This window comes from Noviherbaspirillum saxi (assembly GCF_003591035.1).
GTDB classification, from domain to species: Bacteria; Pseudomonadota; Gammaproteobacteria; order Burkholderiales; family Burkholderiaceae_D; genus Noviherbaspirillum; species Noviherbaspirillum saxi.
Genome location: NZ_QYUO01000001.1, coordinates 800,226 through 817,878 on the forward strand (window position 1 = coordinate 800,226; position 17,653 = coordinate 817,878).

Here is a 17,653-nt window from a genome sequence, read left to right on the forward strand (position 1 = left end):
CACCGGATCCCGACCGGACATGGTGTAAACTCGGAAATCTGTCCATAACCGTCCCTGCGCGATGCACATCACCTTATTTGTACTTGCAGCGCTGCTCTACATGACTTGTGCCGCTTTGCCTTCGAAGCAACGGTTCGGCATTTCCGTCGGCACTGCGGCTGGCTGGCTTTTGCACGGCGGCGCGCTCTGGGCCGACATGGTGGTGCCGGGATCGCTGCGCATCGGTTTTGCATTTGTGCTGTCGGCCACGCTCTGGATTTCCGTCGCGGCGTATTGGCTGGAGAACCGCAATTTTTCGCTGGACGGTTTGCGCGTGCTGGTATTGCCGACCGCTGCAGTTGCCGTGGTGCTGCCGGCCTTGTTCCCCGGCAGCCTGATCCCCTTGCAGGACAAATCCAGTCTGTTTCCTTGGCATGTTGTGATCGCCATCCTTGCCTATAGCTCGTTGACCCTCGCGGCGTTTCATGCGGTGCTGATGGCGCTGCAGGAGTCGCGCCTTCATGCATCGCCGGCCGATGCGCGCGACCGTTGGCTGGCGCGCGCGATCGACCGGCTTCCCGCACTGCTGACCATGGAAAAGCTCTTGTTTCGCATGATTGCGTTCGGATTTGTATTGCTGACCCTGACAGTCCTGTCCGGCATCGTGTTCTCCGAACAATTGTTCGGCACGCCGATCAAATGGGATCACAAAACCATTTTCACTATCCTGTCCTGGGGTTTGTTTGGCCTGCTGCTGGCCGGACGGGTCGGGCGTGGATGGCGCGGCAAGACTGCCTTGCGGTTTACGCTGACGGGGTTTGCCACGCTGCTGCTGGCCTATGTCGGCAGCCGCTTCGTGCTTGAAGTCGTGCTGCACCGGGGGCTGGCATGAAGGTGCTGATCTGGACCGTCATCGTATTGATCGTGGTGCTATGGCTGGTGCGCGGCAAGAAAAACAAGACAAGGTCGCAAGCGTCTACGCATGCGCCGCAACCGGATTCGCTGGACGAACCGCAGCCTATGATCCAGTGCGCGGAATGCGGCGTCCACTTGCCGATGGCGGAAGCCTTGCCGGGACCGGCTGGCACGGTATTCTGCAGCGACGAACATCGGCGGCTGCATGCCAGTCGCTGAACGCCGCACGATACATCCGATGATGACGGCGGGTCGATGACGGACGTGGCGCAACAGCCGAGGGAAACGCGCGAGACCTTCTGGCGCACGCTGCAAACCTTTTGCGCTACCCGTGTCGTGATTACCGTGGTGCTGCTTGCCTACTTTGGCATCAATGCCATCCGGGCAACGCGTGCAGGCGAGGCCTTTGCCGATTGGCAATCGTGTGCGGCTTATCTGCTGGTGGCGATCGGGTTCGGCGTCTTGAGCACTTATGTGCAGCGCCGGCTCATGCTGCAGCTGCTGACCCAACTAGTGTTCGATATTGCCGCTATTTCCTTTCTTTATATCGCCTCGGGCGGCGCACGCAGCGGGCTGGCCATCCTCTATCTGTTTCCGCTGTCCGGTGCCGCAGTGCTTGCGCCCCTTGTGCTCGCGCTGTTCTTTGTCTCCATCGTCACGCTGATCCTGCTTGGCGAAAGCCTGTACCAGCTCCTTTATTCACTTGCCGACACCACGCCATCGCAAGCCGGTTTGTATGGCGCCGCCTTCTTCGCAGCGATTTTCGTCATCAACCGTCTCGCAGCCAAGGTGATCAAGCAGGAAGATCTGGTTGCGCAGCGGGGCAGGGATCTGCAATTGCAGGAAGCGATTAATCGGCTCGTCATCGCCGACATGGGCGACGGCATTCTTGTAGTCGGTGACGATACCGAGGTATTCGCTGGCAACCCGGCGGCGGAACACATGCTGGGGATGTCCATTGCATACGGACAACCGCGTTACAAGCTGACCGATCTTCCGGCCCTGGGACCGATCGCCGATGCCTTTTTCGCCTGGCAGCAGCCACGTGGCGCAGGCTCCGATGCCACTTCGGCTGGATCCAGTTACGTCAGGATCAAGCCGGTTGACAGGTCCGGTCCATCGCGCGACCGACGCCGCGAACTGGCTGCCCACCTGAAGCTGCGCTTTGCATCGGTCGAGAGTCTGGGCTTGAGTAACGACCGCACGGTGATCTTTCTGCAGGACGTCAGCGAAATCGAAAACCAGGCGCAGCAACTGAAGCTGGCGTCGATGGGTCGCCTGACCGCCAGCATCGCGCATGAAGTACGAAACCCGCTATCCGCGATTTCCCATGCGGCTTCTCTATTAAGTGAAGACCTGGTGCAGCCTACCGAAAAGCGCCTGCTCAACATCATCAGTGATAACGTGGTGCGTCTGAACCGGATGATCGAAGATATCCTGAAGCTGTCGCGCAAGGCGCATACCCATGCCGAGCCCTTGCGGCTTGCAAGCTTCCTCGCTGAAGTGCTGATCGAGTTGCGCGAAACGCACAATGTGGCGCCGGACATGATTGCGATGAGCAGCATGGATTACTATCAAGTCCGTTTCGATCCACTGCACCTGCGGGAGGTGGTGCTTAATTTGGTGTCGAACGCCTTGCGCTATGCAAGCGGTCTGCCCGGCAGCATCCGCCTGATGGGCACGTCGCCGACTGCCGAAAGGCTGGAACTGCATGTCCAGGATGACGGGCCGGCGATCACGCCGGAAGTCAGGGCGCATCTGTTCGAGCCGTTTTACACTACTTCCAGCAAGGGTACCGGACTCGGGCTCTATGTTGCCCGTGAACTATGCCTGAATAATGGCGCGATGCTGGATTACGAATACCGGATGGAGTTGTCGGGTGACGGGCGCGACGAACCAAGCGGCCGTTTTGTGATCACTTTTGCCGTAGCGCGTGATGGGTCGCTTGCCGGCCGCCATGATCAATGATGCGAGTATTGCCATGACTGTACCCCGAATTCTGGTTGTCGACGATGAAGACGATCTACGCGAACTGCTGGAAATCACGCTGATCAAGATGGGGCTGGATGTCGATTGCGCCGATTGCCTGGGCCAGGCGCGCAGTCATCTTGCGCAGACAGAATATGGACTGGTCCTTACCGACATGCGTCTGCCCGATGGATTGGGTATCGAACTGGTGCGGGAAGTCGCTGCTTCTTATAAGAATACGCCGATCGCCGTCATTACCGCTTTCGGCAGTACCGACAATGCGGTCTCCGCATTGAAGGCCGGCGCCTTCGATTATCTGTCCAAGCCGGTCGCGCTCGACCAGTTGCGGATGATGGTGCAGTCGGCGCTGCGCACGCACAAGACCGGCGGCAATGTCATGCCGGCCGGAACGCGAGCCGACAATGCTCAATCCTGTCTGGTCGGCCAATCGGCAGTCATGCGCGATTTGCGTGCGCAGATTGTCCGGCTTGCGCGAAGCATGGCGCCGGTGGCGATCACCGGGGAGTCCGGCAGCGGCAAGGAACTGGCCGCACGCGACATCCATGCGCACAGCGCACGCGCCGACAAACCGTTTATCGCGGTGAACTGCGGCGCAATCCCCGAAGCCTTGATGGAAGCCGAATTCTTTGGCTACCGCAAGGGCGCGTTTACCGGCGCCAACGATGACCGCGACGGTTTTTTTCAGGCCGCGAACGGCGGCACCCTGATGCTCGATGAGGTCGCGGATCTGCCGCTGCCGATGCAGGTCAAGCTGCTGCGTGCCATACAGGAGCGCCGGGTGCGCAAGGTCGGTGCAACGGTGGAAGAGCCGGTCGACGTCCGCATTATCAGTGCCACCCATCAAAATCTCGCCGAATGTGTTGAGCAAGGCCGGTTTCGGCAAGACTTGTTTTACCGCCTGAATGTGATCGAGCTGCGTCTGCCGCCGCTGCGCGAACGGCTCGACGATGTGGGCCTGCTGGCCGACGTCATCCTTGCGCGCTTATCCGGCGGTACGGCTCCGGCCGTGCTGACGCCGGCGGCGCTCGATGCCTTGCGCGCTTATGCCTTCCCCGGCAACGTACGCGAACTTGAGAATGTGCTAGAGCGTGCATTGGCTTTTGCCAACGAGGGCGCGATCGAGGTGGCGGATCTGGCGCTGAAAGCGGCGATGCCGCTCGCAGCTTCCAGCGTACGCGCCGCCGAACCGGAGCCGGTTGTGGTAGCAGAGCCCGAAGGCCGGGAAGTCTCTACACCGCCTGCGGCGGAACCCGCCAGCGGGATGAATGCAGCGATAAGTGAACCGGAAAGCGAACTTCCCGCCTCGCTTCCCGATTACCTGGACGCGGTCGAGCGCGACGTCATCTGTCGCGCACTTGCGAAAACACATTTCAATCGTACCCAGGCGGCCGAATTGTTGGGCATCAGTTTTCGCCAGCTGCGTTATCGCATGCAGCGTCTTGCCATTCATGAGCCCGACGCATGAACCGATTCCAGCTTGATGCCGCAGGGTGGTGCGCAGGAGTCGAACGCCAGCCTTCGCCCAACTTCGACGCCCGCGCCGCCGGCACCGTGATTGATCTGCTGGTCATTCACAACATCAGTCTGCCGCCGAGCCAGTTCGGCGGACCATATATTGCTGACCTGTTCGGCAACTGCCTCGATTGCGATGCACATCCTTACTTCGACCAGTTGCGTGCATTGCGAGTATCGGCGCACTTTCTGATCCGGCGCGATGGACATGTCATGCAATTCGTGTCGGCCAACGACCGCGCATGGCATGCGGGCGTATCGACGTTTTGCGGTCGAGAGCGCTGTAACGACTTCTCTATCGGGATCGAACTGGAGGGTTCGGATTTCGAACCGTTTGAGGTCGCCCAATACGCTTCCCTGGCCGAACTCACCGCAGCATTGCGCGCTCACTATCCCTTGACCGACGTCGTCGGACATGAACATGTCGCGCCTGGACGCAAGACCGATCCCGGGCCGCACTTCGACTGGGTGCGTTTTCGCAAGTCCTTGATTCGCAAAGACCTCGCTTCCGTAGTGCAAGGCGAACTGCGCTTTCCTTCTTAATACCCGGAAAAGTCAACCCTGTTTACTCAGGAAATTTGTTGTGCATCCCATAAAAAAGATATTGCATACTCCGGGTGCCGGCACTAGAATTAGTACCAATCGCGGCAAGCACCACTAGATATAGTAGTTGCCGCGATTCCCCTCATAGGGCTGTTCAGGGTAGGTCCGTAGCATATAAGTTGTCATGTTGTGGGTGGGCATTGAACAGTTCCCCCCTTGAAGTGCAAACCATTAGGCACGATGCCATGTCATCGGGCAAGGGTTCGTTCGTGCTTTCAAAAGCGGTTTGTACAGAGATGTGAACGTCGCCGGCATGGGGCGTTCTAAATTAACAATCATAAACAGCTCTACGGCTGTCGCGACACGTCAGGAGGCGAGATGCATTCAAATCAAGAAGTTTCCCTAAAATCCACCGCAGAATTCGGTCTCACCCCTTCGCACGCCCCCACCTCCGCTGCCACAGCCAACATGAACGTCAGCCTTGGCGACTATAAAGTCATCCGCCGCAACGGCGCGGTCGTCGGGTTCGAGCCGTCGAAGATTTCGATCGCCATGACCAAGGCATTCCTCGCGGTGAATGGCGGGCAGGGCGCAGCATCGGCTCGCGTGCGCGAACTGGTCGAACAACTGACCGATGGCGTGGTGTCGGCCCTGGTGCGTCGCCAGCCAGCCGGCGGCACCTTTCATATCGAAGACGTGCAGGACCAGGTCGAACTGGCGCTGATGCGTTCCGGCGAACACGATGTTGCCCGCGCCTACGTGCTGTACCGCGCCAAGCGCATGGAAGAGCGTGCGCAGCAGCAAGCGGCCAAGCCGACCGAGGCTCTCCAATTGCACGTGATTGAAGATGGCCAGCGTCGTCCGCTGGACCTCAATCAGGTACGCGATCTGATTACTGCCGCATGCGTCGGCCTCGAAAAGCATGTCGATGCTGAAGCCATCCTTTCCGAGACAGTCAAGAATCTGTACGACGGTGTGCCGGTCGAAGAGCTGCACAAGTCCGCCATCCTGGCCGCCCGCGCGCTGATGGAAAAGGATCCTGCGTACAGCAAGGTAACTGCCCGCCTGCTGATGCACACCATCCGCAAGGAAGTGTTCGGTCAGGAAGTCGCGCAGGCAGATGCTGCCGCGCACTATATCGATTACTTCCCGAAGTACATCAAGAAAGGTATCGAAGCCGATCTGCTCGACACCAAGCTTGCGCAGTTCGACCTCAAGAAGCTGGCGGATGCGTTGCAGCCGGAACGCGACCTGCAATTCGGTTACCTCGGCCTGCAAACGCTGTATGACCGCTACTTCCTGCATATCGAAGGCACCCGCATTGAAATGCCGCAGGCATTCTATATGCGCGTGGCAATGGGCCTGTCGCTCAATGAGATCGACCGCGAAGCCCGCGCGATCGAGTTCTACAACCTGCTGTCCTCGTTCGACTTCATGAGCTCGACGCCGACACTGTTCAATTCCGGTACCCAGCGTTCGCAACTGTCGTCGTGCTACCTGACTACGGTTGCCGATGACCTCGACGGCATCTATGAAGCGATCAAGGAAAACGCGCTGCTCGCCAAATTCGCCGGCGGTCTCGGCAACGACTGGACTCCGGTTCGCGCACTCGGCGCCCACATCAAGGGTACCAACGGCAAGTCGCAAGGCGTGGTTCCATTCCTGAAAGTGGTGAACGACACCGCGGTCGCGGTCAACCAGGGCGGCAAGCGCAAGGGCGCCGTCTGTGCCTATCTGGAAACCTGGCACATGGATATCGAGGAATTCCTCGACCTGCGCAAGAACACCGGCGACGATCGCCGCCGCACTCACGACATGAACACCGCGAACTGGATTCCCGACATGTTCATGAAGCGCGTGATGGAAAAGGGCGACTGGACCCTGTTCTCACCATCCGACGTGCCCGACCTGCACGACAAGTTCGGCAAGGCCTTCGAAGAAGCCTATACCGGCTATGAAGCCAAGGCTGCCCGCGGCGAACTCAAGTTGTTCAAGAAGGTGCAGGCGCTCGACCTGTGGCGCAAGATGCTGTCCATGCTGTTCGAGACCGGTCATCCATGGATCACCTTCAAGGATCCGTGCAATATCCGTTCCCCGCAGCAGCATGTCGGCGTCGTTCACAGCTCCAACCTGTGCACCGAGATCACGCTCAACACCAACGAATCCGAAATCGCGGTCTGCAACCTCGGTTCGGTCAACATGCCCGCACACATGAAAGACGGCAAGCTCGACCAGGTCAAGCTGCAGAAAACCGTCCGCACCGCGATGCGCATGCTGGATAACGTGATCGATATCAACTATTACGCAGTCAAGAAAGCGCGCGATTCCAACCTGCGTCACCGGCCGGTCGGCATGGGCATCATGGGCTTCCAGGACTGCCTGCACATGATGCGTATCCCGTACGCGTCGATGGATGCGGTCGAGTTCGCCGACCGTTCGATGGAAGCCGTCTGCTACTACGCCTACTGGGCATCGACCGAACTGGCGGAAGAGCGCGGCCGTTACAGCTCCTACCGCGGTTCGCTGTGGGATCGCGGAATCCTGCCGCAGGATTCGCTCAAGCTGCTGGCTGAAGAACGCGGCGGCTACCTGGAAGTCGACTCGTCCGAGACCATGGACTGGGCTTCGCTGCGCGCACGCATCAAGGAACATGGCATGCGCAATTCGAATTGCGTGGCGATTGCCCCGACCGCGACGATCTCCAACATCATCGACGTGTCCGCTTGCATCGAACCGACTTACCAGAACCTGTACGTGAAGTCGAACCTGTCCGGGGAATTTACCGAGATCAACGAATACTTGGTGCGCGACCTGAAGGCACGCGGCCTGTGGGATGAAGTGATGGTCGCCGATCTCAAGTACTTCGACGGCAGCCTGGCCAAGATCGACCGCATTCCGCAAGACCTGCGCGAAATCTACGCCACCGCGTTCGAAGTCGAGCCGAGGTGGCTGGTGGAAGCGGCATCGCGTCGCCAGAAATGGATTGACCAGGCGCAATCGCTGAACATCTACATGGCCGGCGCATCGGGCAAGAAGCTCGACGAAACTTACAAGCTGGCCTGGTTGCGCGGTCTGAAGACCACCTACTATCTGCGCACCATCGGCGCGACCCATGCCGAAAAGTCGACCACCAAGGCCGGTGCGCTCAATGCGGTTTCGGCACATGGCGGCATGACCGGAGGCATGGCTGCAGCGCCGGTGGCAGCGGCAACTTCGGCGAGCGACGAGCTGGCTGGTCCCGCCTGCATGCTGCGTCCGGGTGATCCTGGTTTCGAAGAATGCGAAGCCTGCCAGTAACACTGCAGGCATCAGGATCCCAAATAAAAAGCCGGCAGGCGTCGAATTGATCGCCGCTGGCTTGAACAACACGCAAGTGCAACTACAATACCTGTAAGGAAGATCAACCATGCTCAGTTGGGATGACGAAGTAACTCCAGCCGCGAGACCCGCTCAGGCACCACAACCGGCGCTGATGCCAGCGGCGTCGCATTCGCTTTCCCCCAATGCGCAAATGAACGCGCAGCTCACCAACGCCGCGCTCAATCCGGCTATGGTCGCAAAGCCGGCAGGCGATGAATCGCGCCGCGTCAATGCAGCCGACAAGCGCATCATCAACGGCCAGACCGACGTCAATCAGTTGGTTCCGTTCAAGTACAAGTGGGCATGGGACAAATATCTGGCTGGCTGCGCCAATCACTGGATGCCGCAGGAAATCAACATGCAGCGCGACATCGAGCTGTGGAAAAATCCGAATGGTCTGACCGAAGACGAGCGCCGTCTGGTCAAGCGCAATCTCGGCTTCTTCGTCACTGCCGACTCGCTCGCCGCCAACAACATCGTGCTGGGCACCTATCGCCACATCACTGCTCCGGAGTGCCGTCAGTACCTGCTGCGCCAGGCATTCGAGGAAGCAATTCATACGCACGCCTACCAGTACATCGTCGAATCGCTCGGTCTCGACGAAGGCGAGATCTTCAATGCCTATCACGAGGTCGCCTCGATCCGCGACAAGGACGAGTTCCTGATTCCATTCATCGACGTGCTCACCAATCCCGAGTTCAAGACCGGCACAGTCGAAGCGGATCAAACGCTGCTGCGTTCGCTGATCGTGTTTGCATGCCTGATGGAAGGGTTGTTCTTCTATGTCGGCTTCACACAGATCCTTGCGCTGGGCCGTCAGAACAAGATGATGGGTGCGGCCGAGCAGTATCAATACATCCTGCGCGATGAGTCGATGCACTGCAACTTCGGGATCGATCTGATCAATACAATCAAGCTCGAGAATCCGCATTTGTGGACTGCCGACTTCCGCGAAGAGATTAAATCGTTGTTTTTGCACGCGGTGGAGTTGGAATATCGCTACGCAGAGGATACAATGCCGCGTGGAGTGCTCGGTTTGAATGCGCCGATGTTTAAAGGGTACTTGCGATTCATCGCAAATCGTCGCGCACAACAGATCGGTCTCGATCCGATGTTCCCGCAGGAAGAGAATCCCTTCCCGTGGATGAGCGAGATGATCGATCTGAAGAAGGAGCGCAACTTCTTCGAGACTCGTGTGATCGAATACCAGACCGGTGGTGCACTGAACTGGGAATAAGTAAGAAAAAATCCTGACTCGAAACGAGCGGGATGAACGGAGATAAAGCAGTCGATCGGAAAGAAACCGCAAGGTGGCCGGTCACTGAAAACCCGAAGGATTATTACCAAAGTTAATGGACAGTAGACGAACGATCAGATCATCTCTGTTATCGCCGCTGACCCCGACGCTGTCGGGCAAGGCGGCTTTTTCCCTGAAAAACCTGTTGGTTTTTGTGAAAGAGTATTCCCGCGCCGGCTTTGTTGCCGGCGTTTTTTTTGGCTACGGCAATCGCAGCGCCCGATGCGCGCGATAGAAGTCCTCCCTCATTGCCGACGCGCGGCAATGATTTTCAGAAGAGAGGCGTAGTTCGAAAAGGCTGAAGTGCTGCATGAATGAGGTGATGCAGCAGTTCAGCTGGTGCCGAATTCATTAGTGCAAGCAGATGCTTGCTTGTGCCGATGAATAATCCGCATGACCCATCGCGATGGGGCAGGCGGGTTTACAACCTCGTAGTTTGAATTTTCCATCACGTGAAGGAGAAACAAATGGCAACAGCAAAGAAAGCAGCTGCGAAAAAAGCAGCCCCGGCAAAGAAGCCGGCAGCAGCAAAGAAGCCTGCAGCTAAGAAGGCAGCAGCTCCCAAGAAGGCAGCAGCAGCGAAGAAGCCGGTAGCAAAAAAGGCGGCAGCAGCGAAGAAGCCAGTAGCAAAAAAGGCGGCAGCAGCCAAGAAGCCGGTAGCGAAGAAAGCCGCAGCTCCTAAGAAAGCAGCAGTAGCCAAGAAGCCGGTAGCGAAGAAAGCCGCAGCTCCTAAAAAAGCAGTAGCTAAAAAGGCCGTAGCCAAGAAAGCCGCAGCTCCTAAAAAAGCAGTAGCCAAAAAGGTCGTAGCGAAGAAAGCCGCAGCTCCTAAGAAAGCAGCAGCAGCGAAGAAGCCAGCAGCCAAGAAAGCTGCAGCTCCCAAGAAAGCCGCTGCGAAAAAGGCAGCTGTTAAACCAGCTGCGAAGCCAGCTGCGAAGAAGGCCGCTGCCAAGCCTGCTGCGAAAAAAGCTGCAGCGCCCAAGAAGGCTGCTCCCAAGAAGGCCGCTGCGAAGAAATCCGCCGCCAAGCCTGCTGCTGCACCCGCTGCAAAGACAGTTCTCAATCCGGCAGCTGCATGGCCGTTTCCGACCGGCACCCGTCCGTAATCGTTGAACCTGTTCGCACGCCTGATTAAGTTCAGGCAAAATGCCCGTTGCGTGGCTATTCGCCGCCCAACGGGCTTTTTTCATGTGGAGACCAGATAGTGCTGACTAGCATTCTTACCTTGATTGTCGATGCGATCGCCGGCGTGTTGGGCGGTGTACTGTTGCTGCGTTTCTGGATGCAGGTGGTGCGGGTCCGTCCACCGACATCCTTGGGTCAATTCATTTTCCACCTGACCGACTGGCTGGTACGTCCGCTGCGTCGTCTGCTGCCTGGGGTCGGAGGCTATGATTGGGCGAGCCTGATCGCAGCGATCCTCATCATTATTCTTGCAGTGGCCATCGACCTTGCCATCCTCTCTCGTTTCTCGGCCGAATTCCTGACCACGATGTCGCTGCTGCGCTTCTTCCAATGGGTCTTCTATGGCTTCATGGGCCTGTTGATTCTCGAAGCCGTGTTCAGCTGGGTTAATCCGCATGCGCCGTTTGCACCTTTCATCCGTGCACTCAACGATCCGCTGCTGCGTCCGCTTCGTCGCGTCGTCCCGCTGGTCGGCAGCGTCGATCTCAGTCCTCTGGTCGCGCTGCTTTTATTGCAGATAGCCCTGATGCTGGTTACTACGGTAATTACTTCGCTGGCTTGATAAAGGATGGAGCGGTCGTTGCAAAACGACGCGGTGGACCGATTCCGGGATCTGCGAGGCATCGCGTCCATACGTAAATGCCCTGGCTTGCAAGCCAGGGCATTTACGCAGACGGGCGCGTTGAGGAAATCTGGTCAGGCTGAATCCGCTTTAATGGCTTAAGCGCACCAGTCCGTTATTGGTCGTTACCTTCACCATCTCGCCGACACGGAAACTTTCCCCGGGCTCAACAGCAAAGGTACGGAGTTCTCCATTGTCCAGGCGCACTGTCACTTCGGTAGTGCTGCGACCCGAACCGGACTGTTCGGCATGCTGACCCGCCATGCCGCCGGCAACCGCGCCACCGATGCCTGCAACTGCACTGCCGGTGCCGCTGCCTATCTTGCTGCCGGCGACGCCGCCCAGTATGCTGCCGACAAATGAGCCCAGTCCGGTGCTGCGTCCGTCACGCAGTACGACGTCTTTCACGTTGGTCACCTGTGCGGTTTGAACCAGAAACGTGCCTTGGGTAGAGGAGATGGTGGAGGGCGGAGGTGGCGATGATGCGCAACCGGGGAGCAGCGCCGCCGCCGACAGGAGAACCAGCCATTTCACATCGCTATCCATGCTGCCTCCGGATAAAAAGAATTCACGACAGCGGAGTCAGGACACAGGCCATGCAGATCGGAAAAGTGCGGTGCAGGTATTCTGCGTTCCTGTCGCCATGCCATCATCAATCACGCTGGATACCCGCGCAGCGAATTTCCGGACCGGTAATACTAAAAGCGATAACCGAATGCCTGCTGGAACCGGTCCTCAATCTCGGCGCGCGGCGGCGCATGATTCTGGCCGCCCTGGCTGGCGATCTTGATCGAGCCCATCAGGCTCGCCAGTCGTCCAGTCGTCTCCCAATCCATGCCATTGCTTAATCCATAGAGCAGACCGGCGCGGAATGCGTCGCCACAGCCGGTTGGGTCAATCACTTTTTCCACCGCTACGCAGGCAATGTCAATCCGTTTTCCGGCGGTGAAGATTTCCGCCCCTTGCTCGCCGCGGGTGACAATCAATGCGGTGACTCGCTGCGCAATCTGTTCAAAGGACAAGCCGGTACGCTCGGTCAACAATTCCGCTTCATAATCATTGACCGCCACATAGGTAGCCAGTTCAATGAAATGCTCCAGGTCAGCGCCGTTGAACATAGGCAGGCCTTGGCCTGGATCAAAGATGAAGGGAATATTCAGGTCCGCACAATCCTTCGCATGCTGCAACATGCCGTCGCGTCCATCCGGCGCAACGATGGCCAACTTTACGCTGCCTGCCTCTTTCACCTTGTTTTCATGCGAGCGCGTCATCGCGCCCGGATGGAAAGCGGTGATCTGGTTGCCGGCCGCATCGGTGGTAATGAAGGCCTGCGCAGTATAGGTATCCTCGATCATGCGCACGCATCGACGCGTGATCTGCAATTGATCGAGACGGTCCAGGTAAGGTTTTGCGTCTTGCCCCACGGTCGCCATGATGAGTGGCTCGCCGCCCAGCAGTTTGAGGTTGTAGCCGATGTTTCCCGCGCAGCCGCCGAATTCGCGCCGCATTTCCGGCACCAGGAAAGAGACGTTAATCTTGTGCAGCTGGTCCGCCAGCAGCGCTTCGGAAAAGCGTCCGCCGAACAGCATGATGGAATCGAAAGCGAGCGAGCCGCAGATTAAGGATGTCATGTTGGTGAACATTATGAAAAGAAATGGTGGTAACGGCGTCAGGGATAAAAGAGATAGACGCGATAGCCTGCCGCCTTCAGTTGCGACAGTTCAAAGTAAAGCTTGAGCGGCTGTTCCGAAGCCGGTGCAAACCCGCGCTCCAGTTCCTTGGTCGAAGCCAGATAGTCGCGCGGCTGGAATACTCGGCGCACCACGGGTTTTTCCGCGTTGTCATTCAAGGTCAGCTCGATGCTGGGCCAGGCCTGTACCGTCGAGCCATGATTGCGCAACAGCACTGTCAGGCTAAACGTATTGGAGTCCGCGGCCAGCGTTTGCAGTTCGCTCGACTCGATCGAAACCGAATCGACTCGGGATGGCAGACCGACCTGGCATCCGCTGCGTGCGCAGGCAGCGGCAAGAATCGGCTGGGCCTGCGGAATGTGCGCGGCAATCTGATCGCGGAACACATACGCTGCCTGGGCAATGAGCACGCCCAGCAGCAATGCGGATGCGGTCCCCATGAAAATATTCATTGCCCGGTCAAGCCGTTCGCGCCGGCGCGCCTGTCGGACAAAGCCCGGCTCCTCGTAATCGGCTGCATCCGCCGCATCGAGTGCATCCGACTCGCCATCCGTTGAAGCGCCAGGTTTACGGCGCCACGGGCGCGCCTGCAAGTCATCGATTGCCTGCTCGACCGGATCTTCCCCATGCTTGTCATCGGCGCTTGTAACGACGTCGTCAGCAGACGGTTTGCGCGGAACATGCGCAATGTCGATCAGCGTCATGCGCAGCAGCGGATCGTCTCTCGAGGGCTGGGTGTCGATCCCGCCGGATGTATCGGCATGTGCCGGCTCGATCGCCGCAGGCGGATTTGCCGCATCTGGCGTAATGCCCGCGTCGTTGATGACTGCATCCGAATTTGACGGCGGTAAATCGCCATGCGTTTGTTCCCCGGATTGACGTTCTTGCGTATCGGCACTTGCGACGTCGGCGGCCGACGCTTCCGTCGCCACCGGAGAAGTTGCCGGTTCGGATGAAACCGCCGATTGAGGCGCAGCGGGTGTCGGTGCAGATGGGGTATCTTGCGCGAGATCTTCCGGGTGCAGCAGGTTCTCTATGCCGTTGAAGATTTGCTTGCAGGCGCCGCAGCGGACCAGGCCAGCCCGCAGCTTGAGTTGGTCATGCGCGACCCGGAATGTCGTATGGCAATGCGGACATTGGGTTGCGAGGGCCATTTCGATTATTGCGGCGAAGCAGACTGACCGGCGAGCACGACCCAGCCCTCATGTTCGGCCCAGACCGTCATCTTGATGAATGGCGCATAGGCGGCGGCCACTTCATCGGCCTGACGGGTCAGAATGCCGGACAGGACCAGCATGCCGCCGGGCGCGACGCGGGACGACAGCATCGGGGCCATCAGCTTCAGCGGGCTGGACAGGATGTTAGCGACGACGATGCCGAAGGCTTGCGGGTGCGATGCCGACGCAAAGTCTCCCGGCAGGTAGTAATTAATATTGCAGCGATTGCGTTCGCTGTTATAGCGTGCCGATTCGATCGCCTGGGGATCGATATCGACGCCATACACTGCCGCTGCGCCCAGTTTTTCCGCCACCATGGCGAGAATGCCCGAACCGCAGCCATAGTCGAGCACCGACAGGCCCTGCGGCGGATGCGCTTCCAGCCATTCCATGCACAGGCGTGTGGTCGGATGACTGCCGGTACCGAAAGCCAGGCCGGGGTCGAGTTCGAGCACCAGTCCGTTCGGGTCCGGCGCGTCGTGCCAGCTCGGCACCACCCAGATGTTCTTGCCGATATGGATGGGGTCGAACTGCGATTGTGTCAGTCTTACCCAGTCCTGTTCGGCGACCGGCCGCAAGGAATAGTGCGGGACCGGCGCGATGCCGCAGGCGGCAGCGGCATCGGCGACGATCGCCGCGTGGTCGGCGGTTTCGTCGGCCAACGCCACCACCCGGCTATGTTCCCATGCCGCTTCGGCCGGCTCCATCCCCGGCTCGCCGAACAGCGGGCGCTCGGCGTCGGTGCCTTCGTCGGCATCTTCCACCGACACCGACAGCGCACCCGCCTCCATCAATGCATCGGACAGGGCCTCTGCATGGTCGCGTGCGACTTCGATGACGATTTCAGTCCAGCTCATGGTGTTCCTTATTTACTTCGCGCCCTTGGCAAGTGCCTTGGGCAGGTCCGGCTTGGCGGCAAGCTTTTGTTCCAGGTAGTGGATATTCGTGCCGCCTTCGAAGAAGCGTGCATCCACCATCAGCTCGCGATGCAGCGGGATGTTGGTCTGAATGCCTTCGACCACCATTTCCGACAGCGCGATCTGCATGCGACGGATTGCCTGTTCGCGCGTGGCGCCGTAGGCAATGACCTTGCCGACCATGGAGTCATAGGTCGGCGGTACGAAATAGCCGGCGTAAGCATGCGAGTCGACACGAATGCCGGGACCGCCCGGCGCATGCCAGGCAACGATGCGTCCCGGCGACGGCGTGAACTTGAACGGGTCTTCCGCGTTGATCCGGCATTCGATCGCGTGGCCGGACAATTCGATATCGCGCTGGCGGAAACGCAGTTTCTCGCCGGCGGCCACGCGGATCTGCTCTTGCACCAGATCCACGCCGGTGATCATTTCAGTCACCGGATGTTCGACCTGAATGCGCGTATTCATTTCAATGAAATAGAATTCGCCGTTTTCGTAAAGGAATTCGAAGGTGCCCGCGCCGCGATAGCCGATCTTGCGGCAGGCTTCCGCGCAGCGATCGCCGATGCGCTCGATCAGCTTGCGCGGGATGCCGGGCGCCGGTGCTTCTTCGATCACTTTTTGATGGCGGCGTTGCATCGAGCAGTCACGCTCGCCGAGCCAGATCGCGTTCTTGAACTCGTCGGCCAGGATCTGGATTTCCACGTGACGCGGATTTTCCAGATACTTCTCCATATAGACTTCGGGATTGCCGAATGCCGCACCGGCTTCGGTCTTGGTCATCGTGACCGCGTTCAGCAGGGCCGCTTCGGTATGCACCACGCGCATGCCGCGCCCGCCGCCACCGCCCGCTGCCTTGATGATGACCGGATAGCCGACCTTGCGCGCAATGCGAATGATTTCCTTCGGATCTTCCGGCAATGCGCCGTCCGAACCCGGAACGCAGGGAACGCCGGCCTTGATCATGGCATGCTTGGCGGACACCTTGTCGCCCATCAGGCGGATCGATTCCGGACGCGGGCCGATGAAGACAAAACCGGATTTTTCCACGCGCTCGGCGAAATCGGCGTTTTCCGACAGAAAGCCGTAACCGGGATGGATGGCTTCGGCATCGGTGACTTCGGCGGCGCTGATGATCGCCGGCATATTGAGATAGCTGAGCGCGGACGGTGCCGGACCGATACAGACCGATTCGTCGGCCAGCTTGACGTACTTGGCTTCGCGGTCAGCCTCGGAATGGACGACCACGGTCTTGATGCCCATTTCACGGCACGCGCGCTGAATGCGCAGCGCGATTTCACCACGATTGGCGATAAGAATTTTTTCGAACATGGCGGTTGCGTTGTGATGCGTTGGTATGCGTTTAGGGACTGTGTTGCGGTCTGGTCGGCGCGCGACAGGCGTACGCCAGCCGTAAAACGCTTAACCGATCACAAACAGCGGCTGGCCGAATTCCACCGGCTGGCCGTTTTCAACCAGGATTTGCTTGATGACGCCGGATGCGTCGGCATCGATTTCATTGAGCAGCTTCATCGCTTCGATGATGCAGAGAGTATCGCCTTCCTTGACAGTGGCGCCGATCTCGACGAAAGGAGGATTGCCGGGTGCGGATGCGCGGTAGAAGGTGCCGACCATCGGCGACTTGACGATATGGCCTTCCGGCTCGGCCGGTGCGGCAACGGGTGCGCCGGCGGCCTGCGGTGCCGAAGCGGCGGTCGGAACCGACAGTGTATGCGGCATGGATTGCGGTTGCATCATCACGACCTGGCTTTGCGGTGCCCCGGAGGATTTGACGATACGGACTTTGCTTTCGCCTTCGGTGACTTCAAGTTCGGCGATGTCTGATTCGGCGACGAGGTCGATCAGCGTCTTGAGTTTTCGTAGATCCATATGAAATGCCTCAGAATGATATTTTTATTGCAATTGGAGCCGCCACGATTATAAGTGTTCGCGGCGAGATAATGAAAATTAAAGCTTTTTGAGCGCGAAATCGATGGCGGCGCCATATCCGTCCACGCCCAGGCCGCAAATCACGCCGACGGCGATCTCAGACAGGTAGGAGTGATGCCGGAATTCTTCGCGTTTATGCACGTTGGATATGTGTACTTCAATGAATGGAATGGCAACCCCGGCCAGCGCGTCGCGTAATGCCACGCTGGTATGCGTCAGGCCACCCGGATTGATAATGATGCCGTCCACGCCTTCGGACCGCGCGGCATGGATACGGTCGATCAGTTCACCTTCGTGGTTGCTTTGGAAACAGGCAAGGACTGCACCGGACGCTATAGCTTGCGCCGCTGCCGCTTGTTCGACATCCGCCAGCGTTACCGATCCATATACTTCCGGTTCACGTGTGCCCAGCAGATTCAGGTTCGGGCCATTGACCAGAAGAAGCTTTTTTGCCATGGAGTTCTGACGCCGTTTGACGA

16 protein-coding genes are annotated in these 17,653 nt (G+C 58.7%); 9 read left to right on the forward strand and 7 right to left on the reverse strand.

Features of this window, described 5'->3' with window-relative positions; all coding sequences use genetic code 11:
* Positions 1–61: 61 nt before the first annotated feature.
* The 9 genes from D3871_RS03895 (at position 62) to D3871_RS03940 (ending at position 11,339) form a co-directional block, all read left to right on the forward strand.
* A complete protein-coding gene (locus tag D3871_RS03895; protein WP_119767704.1) occupies positions 62–871 on the forward strand; it encodes a cytochrome C assembly family protein in 810 nt (269 codons plus the stop codon).
* Positions 868–1,113 carry a PP0621 family protein gene (locus D3871_RS03900; protein WP_119767705.1) on the forward strand — a complete coding sequence of 82 codons (246 nt, stop codon included), beginning with the start codon at positions 868–870 and terminating at the stop codon, positions 1,111–1,113. The genes D3871_RS03895 and D3871_RS03900 overlap by 4 nt, the downstream gene beginning before the upstream one ends.
* A 36-nt stretch (positions 1,114–1,149) precedes the next feature.
* A complete protein-coding gene (locus D3871_RS03905) occupies positions 1,150–2,862 on the forward strand; it encodes a two-component system sensor histidine kinase NtrB (protein WP_119767706.1) in 1,713 nt (570 codons plus the stop codon).
* A 13-nt stretch (positions 2,863–2,875) separates the two neighbouring features.
* Entirely contained in the window at positions 2,876–4,348 is a 1,473-nt protein-coding gene (locus D3871_RS03910) for a sigma-54-dependent transcriptional regulator (RefSeq protein WP_119769873.1), read from the forward strand.
* Positions 4,345–4,938 carry a 1,6-anhydro-N-acetylmuramyl-L-alanine amidase AmpD gene (ampD, locus tag D3871_RS03915; protein ID WP_119767707.1) on the forward strand — a complete coding sequence of 198 codons (594 nt, stop codon included), beginning with the start codon at positions 4,345–4,347 and terminating at the stop codon, positions 4,936–4,938. The genes D3871_RS03910 and ampD overlap by 4 nt, the downstream gene beginning before the upstream one ends.
* 378 nt (positions 4,939–5,316) lie before the next feature.
* The gene (locus tag D3871_RS03920; protein WP_119767708.1) at positions 5,317–8,235 is read left to right on the forward strand and encodes a ribonucleoside-diphosphate reductase subunit alpha; all 2,919 of its coding nucleotides are present in this window, start codon (positions 5,317–5,319) and stop codon (positions 8,233–8,235) included.
* 109 nt (positions 8,236–8,344) lie between these two features.
* Complete coding sequence (locus D3871_RS03925) at positions 8,345–9,535, forward strand: ribonucleotide-diphosphate reductase subunit beta (protein ID WP_119767709.1); 1,191 nt, start codon at positions 8,345–8,347, stop codon at positions 9,533–9,535.
* 527 nt (positions 9,536–10,062) lie between these two features.
* On the forward strand, positions 10,063–10,698 hold the full coding sequence (locus D3871_RS03935) for a histone H1-like DNA-binding protein (protein ID WP_119767711.1): 636 nt from the start codon (positions 10,063–10,065) through the stop codon (positions 10,696–10,698).
* Between the two features lie 98 nt (positions 10,699–10,796).
* Positions 10,797–11,339: a YggT family protein gene (locus D3871_RS03940; protein ID WP_119767712.1), complete on the forward strand. Its 543-nt coding sequence runs from the start codon at positions 10,797–10,799 to the stop codon at positions 11,337–11,339.
* 150 nt (positions 11,340–11,489) lie between these two features.
* Here D3871_RS03940 and D3871_RS03945 read toward each other — a convergent pair whose 3' ends face one another.
* From D3871_RS03945 to aroQ, 7 genes are all read right to left on the reverse strand, one after another.
* Positions 11,490–11,945, reverse strand: a complete 456-nt coding sequence (locus D3871_RS03945) for an outer membrane lipoprotein (protein ID WP_119767713.1) — start codon at positions 11,943–11,945, stop codon at positions 11,490–11,492.
* A gap of 152 nt (positions 11,946–12,097) precedes the next feature.
* Entirely contained in the window at positions 12,098–13,030 is a 933-nt protein-coding gene (locus D3871_RS03950) for a carbohydrate kinase family protein (RefSeq protein WP_119769874.1), read from the reverse strand.
* Between the two features lie 38 nt (positions 13,031–13,068).
* Positions 13,069–14,244 (reverse strand): DUF3426 domain-containing protein, encoded by a 1,176-nt coding sequence (locus tag D3871_RS03955; RefSeq protein ID WP_119767714.1) that lies wholly within the window; start codon positions 14,242–14,244, stop codon positions 13,069–13,071.
* Between the two features lie 5 nt (positions 14,245–14,249).
* Positions 14,250–15,164 carry a 50S ribosomal protein L11 methyltransferase gene (gene prmA, locus D3871_RS03960; protein ID WP_119767715.1) on the reverse strand — a complete coding sequence of 305 codons (915 nt, stop codon included), beginning with the start codon at positions 15,162–15,164 and terminating at the stop codon, positions 14,250–14,252.
* 12 nt (positions 15,165–15,176) lie between these two features.
* Positions 15,177–16,556, reverse strand: coding sequence for an acetyl-CoA carboxylase biotin carboxylase subunit (accC, locus tag D3871_RS03965; RefSeq protein ID WP_119767716.1), 1,380 nt, complete (start codon positions 16,554–16,556; stop codon positions 15,177–15,179).
* Between the two features lie 90 nt (positions 16,557–16,646).
* Positions 16,647–17,114: an acetyl-CoA carboxylase biotin carboxyl carrier protein gene (gene accB / locus D3871_RS03970; RefSeq protein WP_119767717.1), complete on the reverse strand. Its 468-nt coding sequence runs from the start codon at positions 17,112–17,114 to the stop codon at positions 16,647–16,649.
* Positions 17,115–17,192: 78 nt separating this feature from the next.
* On the reverse strand, positions 17,193–17,630 hold the full coding sequence (gene aroQ, locus D3871_RS03975) for a type II 3-dehydroquinate dehydratase (RefSeq protein WP_119767718.1): 438 nt from the start codon (positions 17,628–17,630) through the stop codon (positions 17,193–17,195).
* Between the last annotated feature and the right edge of the window lie 23 nt (positions 17,631–17,653).